General features: G+C 73.1%; 11 protein-coding genes and 1 pseudogene. 4 read left to right on the top strand and 8 right to left on the bottom strand.

Annotation, left to right across the window (positions count from 1 at the left end; translation table 11 throughout):
- Positions 1-9: 9 nt before the first annotated feature.
- The gene (locus ACYVLT_RS35145) at positions 10-1,881 is read left to right on the top strand and encodes a hypothetical protein (RefSeq protein WP_461124473.1); all 1,872 of its coding nucleotides are present in this window, start codon (positions 10-12) and stop codon (positions 1,879-1,881) included.
- Positions 1,882-2,000: 119 nt separating this feature from the next.
- Here the strand turns inward: ACYVLT_RS35145 and ilvD are convergent, their stop codons facing one another.
- The 3 genes from ilvD to dacB all read right to left on the bottom strand — a co-directional run bounded on the left by ilvD (position 2,001) and on the right by dacB (position 6,247).
- Complete coding sequence (gene ilvD / locus ACYVLT_RS35140) at positions 2,001-3,698, bottom strand: dihydroxy-acid dehydratase (protein ID WP_461124472.1); 1,698 nt, start codon at positions 3,696-3,698, stop codon at positions 2,001-2,003.
- 139 nt (positions 3,699-3,837) lie between these two features.
- Complete coding sequence (locus ACYVLT_RS35135; protein ID WP_461124471.1) at positions 3,838-4,602, bottom strand: hypothetical protein; 765 nt, start codon at positions 4,600-4,602, stop codon at positions 3,838-3,840.
- Positions 4,603-4,690: 88 nt separating this feature from the next.
- Positions 4,691-6,247: a D-alanyl-D-alanine carboxypeptidase/D-alanyl-D-alanine endopeptidase gene (gene dacB, locus ACYVLT_RS35130; protein ID WP_461124470.1), complete on the bottom strand. Its 1,557-nt coding sequence runs from the start codon at positions 6,245-6,247 to the stop codon at positions 4,691-4,693.
- Positions 6,248-6,382: 135 nt separating this feature from the next.
- Between dacB and ACYVLT_RS35125 the strand changes: the two are divergent.
- A pseudogene (locus ACYVLT_RS35125) lies at positions 6,383-7,002 on the top strand (SAM-dependent methyltransferase).
- Between the two features lie 95 nt (positions 7,003-7,097).
- Positions 7,098-7,511: a cold-shock protein gene (locus ACYVLT_RS35120; RefSeq protein ID WP_461124469.1), complete on the top strand. Its 414-nt coding sequence runs from the start codon at positions 7,098-7,100 to the stop codon at positions 7,509-7,511.
- A gap of 67 nt (positions 7,512-7,578) precedes the next feature.
- Here the strand turns inward: ACYVLT_RS35120 and ACYVLT_RS35115 are convergent, their stop codons facing one another.
- Together ACYVLT_RS35115 and ACYVLT_RS35110 are read right to left on the bottom strand one after the other, a co-directional pair.
- On the bottom strand, positions 7,579-8,757 hold the full coding sequence (locus ACYVLT_RS35115) for a sensor histidine kinase (protein ID WP_461124468.1): 1,179 nt from the start codon (positions 8,755-8,757) through the stop codon (positions 7,579-7,581).
- Positions 8,757-9,410 carry a response regulator transcription factor gene (locus ACYVLT_RS35110; protein WP_360460818.1) on the bottom strand — a complete coding sequence of 218 codons (654 nt, stop codon included), beginning with the start codon at positions 9,408-9,410 and terminating at the stop codon, positions 8,757-8,759. Before ACYVLT_RS35110 ends, ACYVLT_RS35115 begins: the two co-directional genes overlap by 1 nt.
- A gap of 120 nt (positions 9,411-9,530) precedes the next feature.
- Here ACYVLT_RS35110 and ACYVLT_RS35105 point away from each other — a divergent pair, with 120 nt between their 5' ends.
- A complete protein-coding gene (locus tag ACYVLT_RS35105) occupies positions 9,531-10,925 on the top strand; it encodes a S41 family peptidase (protein WP_461124467.1) in 1,395 nt (464 codons plus the stop codon).
- 71 nt (positions 10,926-10,996) lie between these two features.
- Here the strand turns inward: ACYVLT_RS35105 and ACYVLT_RS35100 are convergent, their stop codons facing one another.
- From ACYVLT_RS35100 to ACYVLT_RS35090, 3 genes are read right to left on the bottom strand one after another with little or no spacing between them, the layout of a single operon-like run.
- Entirely contained in the window at positions 10,997-11,248 is a 252-nt protein-coding gene (locus ACYVLT_RS35100) for a hypothetical protein (protein ID WP_360460807.1), read from the bottom strand.
- Positions 11,249-11,264: 16 nt separating this feature from the next.
- Entirely contained in the window at positions 11,265-12,395 is a 1,131-nt protein-coding gene (locus ACYVLT_RS35095) for a glycosyltransferase family 4 protein (protein WP_461124466.1), read from the bottom strand.
- The gene (locus tag ACYVLT_RS35090) at positions 12,392-14,545 is read right to left on the bottom strand and encodes an amylo-alpha-1,6-glucosidase (RefSeq protein ID WP_461124465.1); all 2,154 of its coding nucleotides are present in this window, start codon (positions 14,543-14,545) and stop codon (positions 12,392-12,394) included. The genes ACYVLT_RS35095 and ACYVLT_RS35090 overlap by 4 nt, the downstream gene beginning before the upstream one ends.
- Between the last annotated feature and the right edge of the window lie 28 nt (positions 14,546-14,573).

Raw genomic sequence — 14,573 nt, 5'->3', positions numbered from 1 at the left:
CCCAGAGGCATGTCAATGACGATCATGCGCCACGCCAGACGTGAGAGCGCTCACACGAGACTGCGCCGGGTGTTCGTGCTCGGCCTCGCCTTGGCCGCCGCGACCGCCGCGACGCCGGCCGTGAGTGCGGACCCGCCCCGGCGCACGCAGGACCTCGGCGTGAACGTGAAGGTGTTCGACCCCTCCATGCCGGTCGCCGAGATCCAGGCGGCCCTCGACGCGACGCACGCCGCCCAGGTCGACAACGAGATGGGCACGCAGCGGTACGCGTACCTGTTCAAGCCGGGCCACTACGGCACCGCCGAGCAGCCGCTGCAGATCAAGGTGGGCTACTACACCGAGATCGCGGGCCTCGGCGCGTCGCCGACCGACGTGGTGATCAACGGCAAGGTCGAGGTCTACAACCGCTGCCTGGCCGACGGTGGCACGGGCAACTGCCTCGCGCTGGTCAACTTCTGGCGCACGCTGGGCAACCTGACCATCAACATCGACGGCAAGGGCCAGGACGGCTGCCGGTCCGGGGCGAACTTCTGGGCCGTCTCGCAGGCGGTCTCGCTGCGCCGGCTCAACGTCACCAGCGGCACCTTCACCCTGATGGACTACTGCACGGCCGGCCCGCAGTACGCCAGCGGCGGGTTCATCGCCGACTCCAGGCTGCCGTCGGTCGTCAACGGCTCGCAGCAGCAGTGGCTGACCCGTGACAGCGAGCTCGGCAGCTGGTCGAACGGCGTGTGGAACCAGGTGTTCTCCGGTGTCGCGGGCGCCCCCGACGACGCGGCGTTCCCGAACCCGCCGTACACCACGCTCGACGCCACGCCGCTGAGCCGGGAGAAGCCGTTCCTGTTCGTCGACGGCGCCGGCCGCTACCAGGTCCGCGTCCCGGCCGCCCGGCGGAACACCAGCGGTGTGTCGTGGGCCGACGGCCCGACGCCCGGGCGCACGGTCCCGCTGTCCGACTTCTTCGTCGCCAAGCCTGGCGACTCGGTGCGCGACATCAACAACGCGCTCGCGCGCGGCAAGCACCTGCTGCTCACGCCGGGCGTGTACGACATCGCCCGCAGCATCGAGGTCAAGCGCCCCGACACGGTGGTGCTCGGGCTCGGGCACGCCACGCTGACCGCCGTGCACGGCTCGACCCCGCTGGACGTCGCGGACGTGCCCGGTGTCGTCATCGCCGGTGTCACGGTCGACGCGGGCACCGAGCTGTCCCCGGTGCTGGTGCGGGTGGGCAAGAAGCACGGCAACCGGCCGGGCAAGCCGCTCAACCCGACCACGCTGTCCGACGTGTACTTCCGCGTCGGCGGGCCGCACGTGGGCAAGGCGGACACCGCGCTGGAGGTCAACAGCGACCACGTGCTCATCGACCACACCTGGGTGTGGCGGGCCGACCACGGCGTCGAGGGCTTCACCGACACGCAGCGCTGGAACACCAACACCGGCCTCACCGGCGTCGTCGTCAACGGCGACGACGTGACCGCGACCGGTCTGTTCGTGGAGCACTTCCAGCGGCACAACACCGTCTGGAACGGCGAGCGCGGCACCGTGGTGCTCTACCAGAACGAGCTGCCCTACGACCCGCCGACGCAGGCCGACTGGATGAAGGGCGACGTCGAGGGCTGGGCGGGCTACAAGGTCGGCGACCACGTGCGCACGCACACCCTGCACGGCGGTGGCGTCTACGTGTTCAACCAGAACAACCCGGAGATCCACACCGAGAACGGCTTCGAGGTCCCCGAGACGCCCGGGGTGAGGCTGCACCACATCATGACCGTCAACCTCAGCGCCGGCGTGATCGACCACGTCGTCAACGGGGTCGGCGGCGCGGCGGACATGACCAAGATCGGTGTCCCGATCTACGTCGCGGAGTACCCGGCGCCGTGAGCCGGACGCCGTGACGCGGGTGCGGTGAGTCGGCGGCGGTGGGACAGACGCCGTGAGCCGGACGCCGTGACACGGATGCGGTGCCCGACCCCGTCCGGGGCCGGGCACCGCACGTCCGCCTACCCGCAGACCGCGCCGCCGGAGGCCGAGCCGACGAGCTTGGCGTACTTCGCCAGCACGCCCCGCTGGTACCGGGCGGGCAGCGGCGCCCAGCCCTCGCGGCGGGCGGCCAGTTCGGCCGGGTCCACGCCGAGGTCCAGCGTGCCGTTGGCGACGTCGAGCGTGATCGGGTCACCGTCGCGGACGAACGCGATCGGCCCGCCGTCCACCGCCTCCGGCGCGACGTGGCCGACGCACAAGCCGGTCGTGCCGCCGGAGAACCGGCCGTCGGTGAGCAGCAGCACGTCCTTGCCCAGCCCCGCGCCCTTGATCGCCGCGGTGACGGCGAGCATCTCCCGCATGCCTGGCCCGCCCTTGGGGCCCTCGTAGCGGATGACGACCACGTCGCCCGCGGTGATCGTGCCCGCCTCCAGCGCGTCCATCGCCGCGCGCTCGCGGTCGAACACGCGGGCGGTGCCGGTGAACACGTCCGAGTCGAACCCGGCGGACTTCACCACGGCGCCTTCGGGCGCGAGCGACCCGCGCAGGATGGTGATGCCGCCGGTGCGGTGGATTGGCTCGCTCATCGCCCGCAGCACGGTGCCGTCGGGGTCGGGCGGCGCGATGTCGGCCAGGTTCTCCGCGACGGTGCGGCCGGTGACGGTCAGGCAGTCGCCGTGCAGCAGCCCCGCGTCCAGCAGCGCCTTCATCACCACGGGCACGCCGCCGATGCGGTCGACGTCGGTCATCACGTGCCTGCCGAACGGCTTGACGTCGGCCAGGTGCGGCACCCTCGCGCCGATCCGGGTGAAGTCGTCCAGGCTCAGCTCGACCTCGGCCTCGTGCGCGATGGCCAGCAGGTGCAGCACCGCGTTGGTGGAGCCGCCGAACGCCATCACCACGGCGATCGCGTTCTCGAACGCCTCACGCGTCATGATCTGCCGCGCGGTGATGCCCCGGCGCAGCATCTTGACCACGGCCTGACCGGACTTGCGGGCGAACCCGTCGCGCCGCCGGTCCGTGGCGGGCGGCGCCGCGCTGCCGGGCAGCGACATGCCCAGCGCCTCCGCCGCGCTCGCCATCGTGTTCGCCGTGTACATGCCGCCGCACGCGCCCTCACCGGGGCAGATGGCCCGTTCGATGAGGGCGACGTCCTCGCGGCTCATCAGGCCGCGGGAGCACGCGCCGACCGCCTCGAACGCGTCGATGATGGTCACCTCGCGCTCGCTGCCGTCGGTCAACGTCACCCGACCGGGCAAGATCGAGCCCGCGTAGAGGAACACGCTGGCCAGGTCGAGCCGGGCGGCGGCCATCAGCATGCCGGGCAGCGACTTGTCGCAGCCCGCGAGCAGCACGGACCCGTCCAGCCGCTCGGCCTGCATGACCGTCTCCACGCTGTCCGCGATCACCTCGCGCGACACCAGGGAGAAGTGCATGCCCTCGTGGCCCATCGAGATGCCGTCGGACACCGAGATCGTGCCGAACTCCAGCGGGTAACCGCCGGCCGCGTGCACGCCGTCCTTGCTCGCCTTCGCGAGCCGGTCCAGCGGCAGGTTGCACGGCGTGATCTCGTTCCACGACGAGGCGACACCGATCTGGGGCTTGACCCAGTCGTCGTCACCCATCCCGACCGCCCGCAGCATCCCGCGCGCGGCGGTGCTCTCCAGGCCGTCGGTGACGTCGCGACTGCGCGGCTTGATGTCCGGGGTCTCGTTCATGGCAGGAAACCTAGTCGAACTCGGCGCGGCGGATCCGCCGCGGGCTCGTGGACCGGCTCGGATCCCCCGGTCAGGTGCATCGGGGTCGGTGCCCGGCCTCGACCGGCCGGCGGGGTCGGTCGAGGCCGCGAGGCGGCCGTCAGAGCTCGGTGTAGCTCTTCAACCCCACCAGCGTGGTGAGCTCCATCGAGTTCGCGCCGGCGGGGGAGGGCAGGCCGAACCGCTTGTCCACCAACCGGCCCAGGCCGCCGCAACCGTGCGTGGCGGGCACGGCGAACGCGTTGTCCTCGATGGTGAACCTGAGCACCGGCGGGTTGGCGGAGATCCGGTCGGGTCCGCTGGTCCGGATGGGCCGGAACACGAGCGGGTCCGCGTCGTCGCCGATCGTGCAGGTGCCCGGCAGCAGGTCGTTGAGCACGCGGAGCTTCAGGTGCTGCACGCCCATCCGGTCGCCGTCGGAGAGGAAGTCGGCGAACCCGGCGTACTCGATGCGCAGGTCCGTGCGCAGCAGCGGGTTGCGCCCGGGCACGCCGAGCAGGCCGCCCGGCACGCGGGTCGGCTCGGCCCGCAGCGCGCCGAAGACCTGCGCGAACTTCCCGTCCAGCTGCCCCTCGGCGAACGTGAGCCGCATCGCGCCGGTGCCCTGCTCGCCGAGGTTGCCGAACCTGATGGAGCCACTGGACACCAGCACCTCGCAGCGCCACTGCGCGGGGTCGGCCCCGGCGGGGATCGCGGGGCAGTCGGCGAAGTCGAACGCGGGCACCGGCTCGGACCGCGCGGCGGCGGGCTGCGGCGGCACCGGCCCGGGTTGCGCGCCGGCGGTCTGCGGCACCGCCGCGGCGAGGCCGATCAGCGCGGTGCTCGCCAGTGCCGCGACCGCGGCGCGGCGGAAGGTTCTCGTCATGCCGCAGAGCCTTCCGCCTCGCGCCGCTCCCATGATCCGGTAGACCCCCGGGATCACCCCCGGTTCGACCCCGAGGCCCGGCCGGGGGTCAGCAGGACCTGGTCCAGCTGCACTCCACCTCGGCGCGCTGGTCGGTGGCCGGCTCCACGGTGATCCTGACCGGGGGCGCGGTCTGCCCGTCGCGGTGGCCCGCCAACCGCACGGCGACGGCGTCCTCGACCGGCTTCGCGGACGTGAGCGTGTTGTTGCTGATCATGGCGAACACCAGCGGTGTGCCGTCGGCGGTGGTCACGTAACCGGACAGGGCGCTGACGCCGGTCAGGGTGCCGGTCTTGGCCCGGACGTTGCCCTCGGCCGGCGTGCCGCGCATCCGGTTGCGCAGCGTGCCGCCGACGGCCCGGTCGCCGACGCCGGCCACCGGCAACGCCTCGTACCAGGTCCGGAACCAGGGCTTGCGCTTGGCCGCGAGCAGCAGCGCGGCCAGCTGGTCCGGCGCCACCTGGTCCATCCTGGACAGGCCCGAACCGTCCCGCAACGACAGCGCCGCCGGGTCGACGCCCAACCCGCCGAGCGTCGCCGACATCGCCCGCAGGCCCGCGCTCCAGCTGCCCTCGTCGAAGACGGCCCGGCCGGCGGTCTTCACCAGGATCTCGGCGTGCATGTTGTTGCTGAGCTTGAGGAACGGCGCCATCAGCCCCGACAGCGGCATCGACAGGTGCTCGGCGAGAACCCGGGCGTCCGCCGGGGTCGCGCCCGCGGCCGTGCCGCCGAGCACGTGGACCCCGTGCCGGGTGAGCGCGTCGTGGAACAGCGAGGTGACCAGCCCGGTCGGCTCCCAGACCGTGCTCCACTCGGTCTCGACGGCGCCACCGGCGGGCACCGCGCCCCGCACGTCGATCACGTTGGCGCCGTGCCGCCGTTCGACGGACACGCTCGACGCCGAGCCGGGCGGTCCGGTGACGGCGGTGTTGGCGATCGTGACGTAGCTCGTCGGTGGCTCGGTGGTGACCGTCGCGGGCTCGCCCGGCGCGCCGGGGGCGACCCGCACGATGACCGTGCCGGCGTCGTAGTCGGTGTCCGGCGAGACGGTCAGCGCCGAGATCTGGGCGTTGTAGTAGTACGGCTCGTCGTCCCAGGCCCACCCGGTGCCCAGCCGCACGGAGTCGAACCAGGTGTCGTCGGCGACCAGCCTGCCGCGGACCACCCGGATGCCGCTGCCCGCGACCCGGGCGGCCAGCGCGTCGTAGTCGGCGGCGAGCACGGTCGGGTCGCCGGTGCCCCGCAGGTGCAGGTCACCTGCCAGCACCCCGGCGCGCACCCGGCCCGCCGCCGACACGGTCGTGCGGAACCGGTGGTCGGGACCCAGGACCTCCAGCGCCGCGGCGGAGCTGAGGAGCTTGCCGTTGGACGCCGGTTGGCCGCGCCGGTCGCCGTCCCTGGCGAACACCACGGCTCCGGTCTCGGCGTGGCGGACCACCAGCCCCACGTCCGCGCCGTCGAGGCTCGGACCGGTGATGAGCGCCGCGAGGTCCCGGGCGAGCGTGCCGTCCGCCTGCGCCGACGCGGGTGTCGCCAGGTCGGCGGTGGGCACCGCGGCGAACACCGCGGCGGCCAGGACGAGCGCGAACGACCGTGATCCGGGCATGGGGACTCCTCCGCGACGGCGAGTGTTAGCCAAGGATTCTCCACCTAGCCGGGTGGCTTGTGAAGATTTGACGTTCGTTCGGGGGTGGGTGTCACCCCGTCCCGGGCCCGGGCGGCGGAGCACATCACCGCCGTCATGCCGGACCTGCCGCGGATCCTGCGGGCCTACCGGGCGTTCCTGCGCCGGGCCGTGCGCCACCTGGTCGACCAGGGCGTCACCCGGTTCCTCGACCTCGGGTCGGGCATCCCCACGGTCGGCAACGTGCACGAGGTCGCGTGGGCTGCGAACCCCGACTGCCGGATCGTCTACGTGGACGTCGACCCGGTCGCGGTCGCGCACAGCCGGGCCATCCTCGACGAGGGCGACTCCCCGAGACGCGGCGGATGCTGGACTTCACCCGCCCGGTCGGCGTGCTGATGTTCGCGGTGCTGCACTCCGTGCCGGACACCGACCGGCCCGCCGAGATCATCCGCGCGTACCTGGACGCGGTGGTGCCGGGCAGCTACGTCGCCTTCTCGCACGCCGGCCTGGAAGGCGACGCGGACAAGGCGGAGGAGGCGACCGAGCAGTTCCGGAGCCGGGTGACCGACTTCGCGACGCGCACCCGTGCCCGGATCGCCGACCTGTTCGCCTGCGTGGAGCTGCTCGACCCCGGCGTGGTCTACCTGACCGAGTGGCGCCCGGACGCCGGCGACGAGGACGAGGACCCGAAGCGGATGTCCACGTTCGCGGGCGTCGGCCGCAAGACCGGCTGACGGGTTGCGCGCCGCCGCGGCCCGGGTGGCGGACGGGATAGGATCGTGGTGATGTCGTCGCGTGTCGCGGCGCGTGCTGCTGGTAAGGGGTTGCGGTGGTGGTCAAGGGCAAGGTCGTCCGGTTCGACGAGGTCCGCGGGTACGGGTTCGTGTCGCCGGACGAGGGTGGCGAGGACGTGTTCATCCACGTCAACGACATCGACTTCGACAAGCGGCTGATGGCGCCCGGTGCGCTGGTCGAGTTCCTGGTGGAGATGGGCGACCGCGGCCCCAAGGCCTCCCGGGTGAGCCTGGTGCGGGAAGCGCCCGCGCGGACGTCGGCCTACCACTCGGGCGACGAGCCCAACGGCAGCGACGTCTTCTGCGAGGTCGTGTCGACCAAGCGGTACCTGCAGGAGGTCACCGAGACGCTGTTGGCCGCGGCTCCGGGCATGACGGCCGAGCAGATCCTCAACGTGCGCAGGAACCTGGTCGGGATGGCGCGCAAGTACAACTGGATCGACGACTGACCTCCGGCGGCCCGTCCACTGTGGAGGGGCCGGGTTCCGGGGCACCCGGTGGTCGGGTCGGCCGGCCTCACGCCGTCCCGGTGAACGCGACCGTGACGGCCAGGCCGCCGTCCGGTCTCGGCGTCACGTCGACGACCGCGTCGTGCGCGGTCGCGATGGCGTGCACGATCGACAGCCCCAACCCCAGTCCCGGCCCCGTCCGGGCCGGCCGCGGCCGGTGGAACGGCTGGAAGAGGCGCCGCACCTCGTCGGCCGGCACGACCGGACCGGTGTTGACCACGGTCAGCACACCGCGGTCGCACGACACCTCGACCCACCCGCCGGGCACGTTGTGCCGGATCGCGTTGTCCACCAGGTTCACCACCAGGCGCTCGGCCAGCGCCCGGTGCCCGGACACCACGCTCGGCTCGACCGACGCCCGCAGCTCCACCTCCGGCGGGCGGCGGACCTCGACCACCTCGGTGACCACCTCGCCGAGGTCGAACGGGTGGCGCACGTCGAGGCCGGCCTGACCGCGGGCCAGCGTGAGCATGGCCTCGATCAGCCGTTCCTGCTGCGCGCCCGCCGCGAGCACCCGTTCGTGCGCCGCGCGCAGGGCCGCCGCGGTCGCGTCCGGGTCGTCCAGCGCCACCTGCCCGATCGCGCGCTGGCGGGCCAACGGCGTGCGCAGCTCGTGCGAGGCGTTCGCGACGAACCGGCGCTGCGCCTCGAACGACGCCTCCAACCGGCCCAGCAGCTCGTCGAACGTGTCGCCCAGCTCCTTCAGCTCGTCGTCCGGCCCGGTCAGGGCCAGGCGCCGGTGCAGGTTGGTCGCCGAGATCTGCCGTGCCGCGGCGGTGATCGTGCGCAGCCTGCGCAGCACGCGGCCCGCCACCCACCAGCCCAGCGCGAGCGCGACCACCATCGTCATGCCGAGCGCGACCACGGACTGGAGCAGCAGTTGGCGCAGCACGTCGCGCCGCTGCTGCTGAAGCGCCTGCTCGGCCTCCGCGACGATCCGCCCGGTCGTGCTGTCGGGCGGTGGCAGGCGCGGGCCGCGCGGTGGAGGGGGCTCCGCCGCCGTGCCGGGGTACCGGAACAGCGTCACGTCGTCCATCGGCGTCACCGCGTGCCGCACCAGGAAGAAGGTGGCGGTCAGCAGCGCCGCGCCGCAGAGCAGGAAGAGCCCGCCGTAGAGCAGGGTCAGTCGCAGCCGCACGGTCCGGCGCGGCCGGAGGCGCGCGGCGAGCCGGGTGCGCGTGCCCATCAGATCCGGTACCCGCTGCGGGCCACGGTCTCCACCACCGGCGGGTCGCCGAGCTTGGCGCGCAGCCGGCTGACGGTGATCTTCACCGCGTTGGTGAACGGGTCGGTCGCCTCGTCCCACACCCGTTCCAGCAACTCCTCCGCCGACACCGCGCGGCCCGCCGCGGCCAGCAGCACCTCCAGCACGCCGAACTCCTTCGGCGCGAGGTCCAGCGGCCGGTCACCGCGCGCGACCCGGCGGCGCGCGGTGTCGACCACCAGGTCGCCGTGGCGCAGCACCGGCGGCACGGCCGGGTGCGCCCGCCGTGCCAGCGCACCGATCCGCGCCACGAGCGCCCGGAAGTCGAACGGCTTGGGCAGGTAGTCGTCCGCGCCGAGGCCGAGCCCGTCGACCAGGTCGTCGGTCGTGGCCGCCGCGGTCAGCATCAGGACCCGACCCCGGCAGCCGGCCGCGATCAGCGCCGCGCACACGTCGTCGCCGTGCGTCCCGGGCAGGTCGCGGTCCAGCACGATCACGTCGTAATCCGTGCACAGCGCGCGTTCCAGCCCGTCGGTGCCGTCGAACGCGACGTCGACGGCCATGTGCGCCCGGCGCAGTCCCGTCGCGACCGTCAGCGCCATTTCCTCGTCGTCCTCGACCACCAGCACGCGCATGCGCACCAGTATCGGCGGCCCCCGGTTTCGCCGAGGTCTCGTCGGCGGTGAAACCCTCCCGAAACTCCTCCTCGCGTAGAACTCGCCTCGCCAGAACCGGCTACACCAAGGGGATTTCTCGTGAGAATCAGATGGCGTCCGCTCGCCACCGCGACGGCGCTGCTCGCCGTGACCGCCGCGCTCGTCGGCCTGGGGGTCGGCACCTCGTCGGCCGGCGCCGAACGGCCTCCCGCCTGCGCCCGGCCCACTCCCGAACAGCCGCCGCCGACGCCGAAGCCGGCCACGCTCACCACGGTCGGCCAGGCGTACTACTGCATCTTCGACAACTACTACAGCGGCCCGGTGCTCGACAGCCGCACGCTGCTCGTGCCCGCGTTCGCCGCGATCACGCAGGAGCTGCAACGCCGCGGCCTCGACCGGTCCGACGCCACCCTGCCCGCGCTCACCGGCCGCAAGGACGCCGACTGGTCCGCGTTCGGCAAGGTCTACCGGCGGATCGCCGACGCCATGCCGGACGACGACACCCGGGCGGCCATCGCCGCGGCGGCCATCCGGTCCATGGTGGACGCGCTGGGCGACAACCACGCCCGGTGGTTGTCGACGTTCGTGCCGAACCTCTACGGGTTCGACCTCTCGGTGACGGTGGGCCCCGGCGACATCGACCCGGTGGCCGCCGAGCCCGCCCACGTCAACCGGATCGCGGCGGGCGGACCGGCCGAGGCCGCCGGCCTCAAGCTGGGTGACGAGGTCGTGGCGATCAACGACGTGCCGGTGTTCGTGAACGGGATCCTCAACACGGCCGTGCTGTCCTGGCTCACCGACGGCCAGGTCGGCTCGACGGTGCGGCTCACCGCGCGCCGCCCGGTCACCGGCGAGACGTTCACCGCCACCGCGACCGCCGCCCGGTTCTCGTCGCCGCGGCCGGGCGTCCAGTCCCGGCTCGTGGACGGGGACGTCGCCCACGTCACGCTGCCGGGCTTCGCGCCGCCGTTGGCCGACGAGGTGCTCGCCGCGATCGCCAAGCTGCGTGCGGGCACCGCGCTGCGCGGCGTGGTCCTGGACCTGCGGGGCAACGGCGGTGGCAGCCCGGAGGCGGTCGCCAAGCTGCTCGGCGCGCTCGCGCACGGCGAGATCACCAGCTACTGGTGCGACGTCAAGGACCGCTGCACGCCCAACCGCACCGACGACTCGGTCGAACTGCTGAACGTGCCGTTCGTCGCGCTCACCGACCGCCGCTGCGCGTCGGCCTGCGACTCGTTCTCCAGCGCGGTCAAGGACCTCAAGCTCGGCACGCTGGTCGGCACGCGCACCGCGGGCGCCGTGTCCGGCCCGGGGCAGGGGTACCTGCTGGACAACGGCACCGGCCTGATGCTGCCCAAGCTGCACGAGGTCGCCGCGAACAAGGAGGTCGTGAACACCATCGGCGTCGCGCCGGACCACCACGTCCCGACGACGGCGGCCGACCTGTCCGCCGGTCGTGACCCGGCCCTGGACAAGGCGGTCTCGCTGCTGTGACCGATCGGTGGCCGGGCCGGACGCGGCCCGGCCACCGCCGGCGCACCGCTCGTCGCGGGTGCCGGCAGCCCTTACGACCGCCGTGCGAGCAGGTGCGCGCGGAGTCGTTGCAACGGCGGCATGAGCCCGTAGATGACGATCGGCACCGCGACCGTTGCCAGGACCAGGGTCCGCACGACGGTCGGCGCGCCGTCCAGCAGGTCGCCGAGCAGCAGTTGCAGCACGGTCAGGGTGGGGAAGACGGCCAGCCAGATCATGAGGGCCAGGTGGTGGCGGGGCGGCGGCCCGACCCGGGTCACCGCCGCCGCGTTGTTCTCGGTCATGACGCCAGGTTGCGCCTCAGGTGTCGAGGTCGACGACTCCTGTTGCCGTTTCCGGGACGAGCCCGCGTCGCACACCCGTGCCGGCCCGCGCCGCGGGTGGGTTCGCGGCCACGTGCCGACGCCCGCCGACGGCCTCGCAGTAGACGTCCTCGTACCGGGCGGCCATCAGGTCGACGTCGAACCGCCGGACCACCTCGGCGCGGCACCGGTCGGGTGACAGCTCGTCGACCCGGCGCAACGCGGCGACCAGCGACTCGTGGTCGTCGCACACGAAGCCGGTCTCCCCGTGCGCGACCACCTCCGGGACGGAGCCGCGGCGGGTGGCGACCACCGGGGTGCCGCACGCCATCGCCTCGACCATCACCATCCCGAACGGCTCGTCCCAGCGGATGGGGAACAGCAGGCACCGGGCGGCGGTCAGCAGCGCCAGCTTCTCCTCGCGGTCGACCTCGCCGAGCCACTCGACGCCCGCCCCGAGCAGCGGCTTGACCTCGCGGTCGAAGTACTCCTGCTCGTCGGGCTGGCGGCACTTGGCCGCGATGCGCAGGGGGATGCCCGCCCCGGCCGCGGCGGCGATCGCCTCGGGGATCCCCTTGCACGGCGCGGCCCGGCCGAGGAACAGCGCGAAGTCCTCCTTGTCCCGCCGGAACGGCACTCGGTCGACCGCGATCGCGTTGTGCACGGTGCCCGCCCAGTCCAGGTCCGGCGCCTGCCGCCGCTGCGCGTCGGAGATGGCCACGAGGTGCACGCTGCCGTTCAGACGCCGGTAGTAGCGGCCCTGGTCACCGGTCACGGGCAGGTGGGCGGTGACCACGGTGGGCGTCGGACGGCCGCGGGCCAGCAGCGGTCCGGCGAAGCTGTGGTCGTGCACCACGTCCACGTCCAGGTCGGCCAGGATGGCGGGCAGCGCGGCGGCGTGCACCACGTCCGGCACGCTCTGGCCCAGCCGGTCCGGCTGCGGTCGGTCCGCGGTGGACCGGAACTCGGCGGCCGTGCCGTTGCGGCCGACGCCGACCAGGACGACGTGGTTGCCGCGGGCGACCAACCGGTCGACCAGCTCGGCGCACATCGACTCGATGCCGCCGTAGGCCGACGGGGGCAGCTCGAACCAGGGCGGGGCGATCATCGCGACGCGCAACGGGGTCACCGGTTCCGCCCCCTCTCCAACCCGGGGTGCACGCCCACCGGCTCCCGGACCAGCTCGACGTCGTCGGGCAGGCCGGTCAGCCGCACGTCGTCGCCGTTGACCTCCAGGTCGACCCGCGTGCCCAGCATCGGTATGCCGTCGAGCGCGAGCGGCTGGAACGACTCCGGCAGCACGGGGGCCAGCCACACCTTGCGCCGCGGCGCGTACGGCTCCACCCGCAGCAACACGCGCAGCAGGTGCACGGGGGTCGCCGACGCCCAGGCCTGGGGCGAGCACGACGTCGGGTAGGGGATCGGTTCCGGGTACTCGGCCCGGTCGAAGCCGCACAGCAGCTCGGGCAGCCTGCCGCCGAACGCCTCGGCCGCGTCCATCACCGCGGACGCCACCCGCTGCGCGTACTCCACGAAGCCGTACCGCATGAGCCCGTGCGCGATGAGGGCGTTGTCGTGCGGCCACACCGATCCGTTGTGGTAGCTCATCGGGTTGTACGCGCCCATCCCGGCCGCGAGGGTCCGCACGCCCCACCCGGTGAACATCTCGGGGGAGAGCAACGCCTCCGCCACCTGCTCGGCCTTGTCGTCGTCGACGATCCCGCTCCACAGGCAGTGGCCGATGTTGGAGGACAGCGCGTCCACCGGCTGCTTGTCGCCGTCCAGGGCGATCGCGTAGTAACCCCGTTCGGGCAGCCAGAATCGCTCGTTGAACCGCGCCTTGAACTCCGCCGCGCGGTCGCGCCAGCGCCGTGCCCCCGCCAGGTCTTCGAAGTCCTCGCACATGCAGGCCCGTGACAGGTAGGCGTTGTAGACGTACCCCTGGACCTCGCACAGCGCGATCGGACCGCGCGCGATCCGGCCGTCGGCGAAGTTCACCCCGTCCCAGGAGTCCTTCCACCCCTGGTTGGCCAGTCCGCGCTCGGTCGCGCGCTGGTACTCCACGAACCCGTCGCCGTCCCGGTCGCCGTAGTGCTCGATCCACTCCAGCGCGCGGTCCACGTGCGGGAGCAGCGTCTCGACCTGGTCCCGGTCGATGCCCCACCGCGACAGCTCGCCCAGCAGCATCACGAACAACGGGGTGGCGTCCGCGGTGCCGTAGTAGACGTTGCGGCCGCCCAACGCCAGCGACGCGTCCGCGCCGAACCGCATCTCGTGCAGGATGCGGCCCGGCTCCTCCTCGCTGTCGGGCTCCACCCGCGTGCCCTGGTGGTGGGCCAGGGTCCGCGCCGTGCCGAGCGCCAGGGTGGGGTCGATGGGCAGCGACATCAGCGAGGCCAGGATCGAGTCGCGGCCGAACAGCGTCATGAACCACGGCGCGCCGGCGGCGACCGCGGTGTCCGAGGGGCGATCCGGGTCGAAGATCCGCAGCGCGCCCAGGTCCTGCCTGCTGCGTTGCAGCGTCGCGGCCAGCGACGGCTTGCCCGAGTACCTCAGGACGGGCACGGCCTCGCGCCACCGCCGGGCGCGCAGCATCGGCACGGACTCGTCGATCGGCTGCTCGCGCGGGAACATCGGCTCGGTCGCCTGGCCGTCCACCACCGGTTGCACCGTCACGCGCGTCGACCACTCGCCCTTCGGCGGGATGACGGCCCGAAAGGTGAGCGCGGCCGGCGAGTAGTCGGCGCCGTCCGCCCGCACCTGCACGCCGCGGCTGCGCCCGTCCAGCCGCCGGGTCAGGCGCAACTCGTCCGGCTGGACGTCGGAGTCGGGCGCGCCGCGTTCGCGGACCCGGCCCTCCTTGACCTCGAACAGGTCGGCGAAGTCGGCCTCGACGTGGACGGTGACGACGTGCTCGACGGTGTCCCGGCCGAAGTTGCGCAGCGTGATGTCCTCGCGCATGCCCGTGCCGACGTACCGCTCGCGCCGCACGAGCAGGGTGCTCTCGGCGCCGTGCGCCCGGGACCGCCCGCGGCCGACGAACGTCATCCGGAACGGGTCGCGGGTGATCGTGGTGATGTGCTCGACGCCTCCGCCGTCCACCCGCAACGCCCAGCCGGAGACGATCCTGGTGTCCTGGAAGAACACGCCCTGAGCGGCGGCGCCGTCCACGTTGCCGTCGCTGCCGCACACGCAGAACGACGTCCCGTGGACCAGCGTCACGGTATCGGGTGACAGCGTGACGGGCTCGCCGTCGTAAGCCCAACCACCCTGGGTCATCATCGCCTCCTCCGCCGGGTGTTCTCCC

The sequence above is a fragment of the Saccharothrix stipae genome (assembly GCF_054781895.1).
This window is presented reverse-complemented; position numbering and strand designations above follow the sequence as displayed.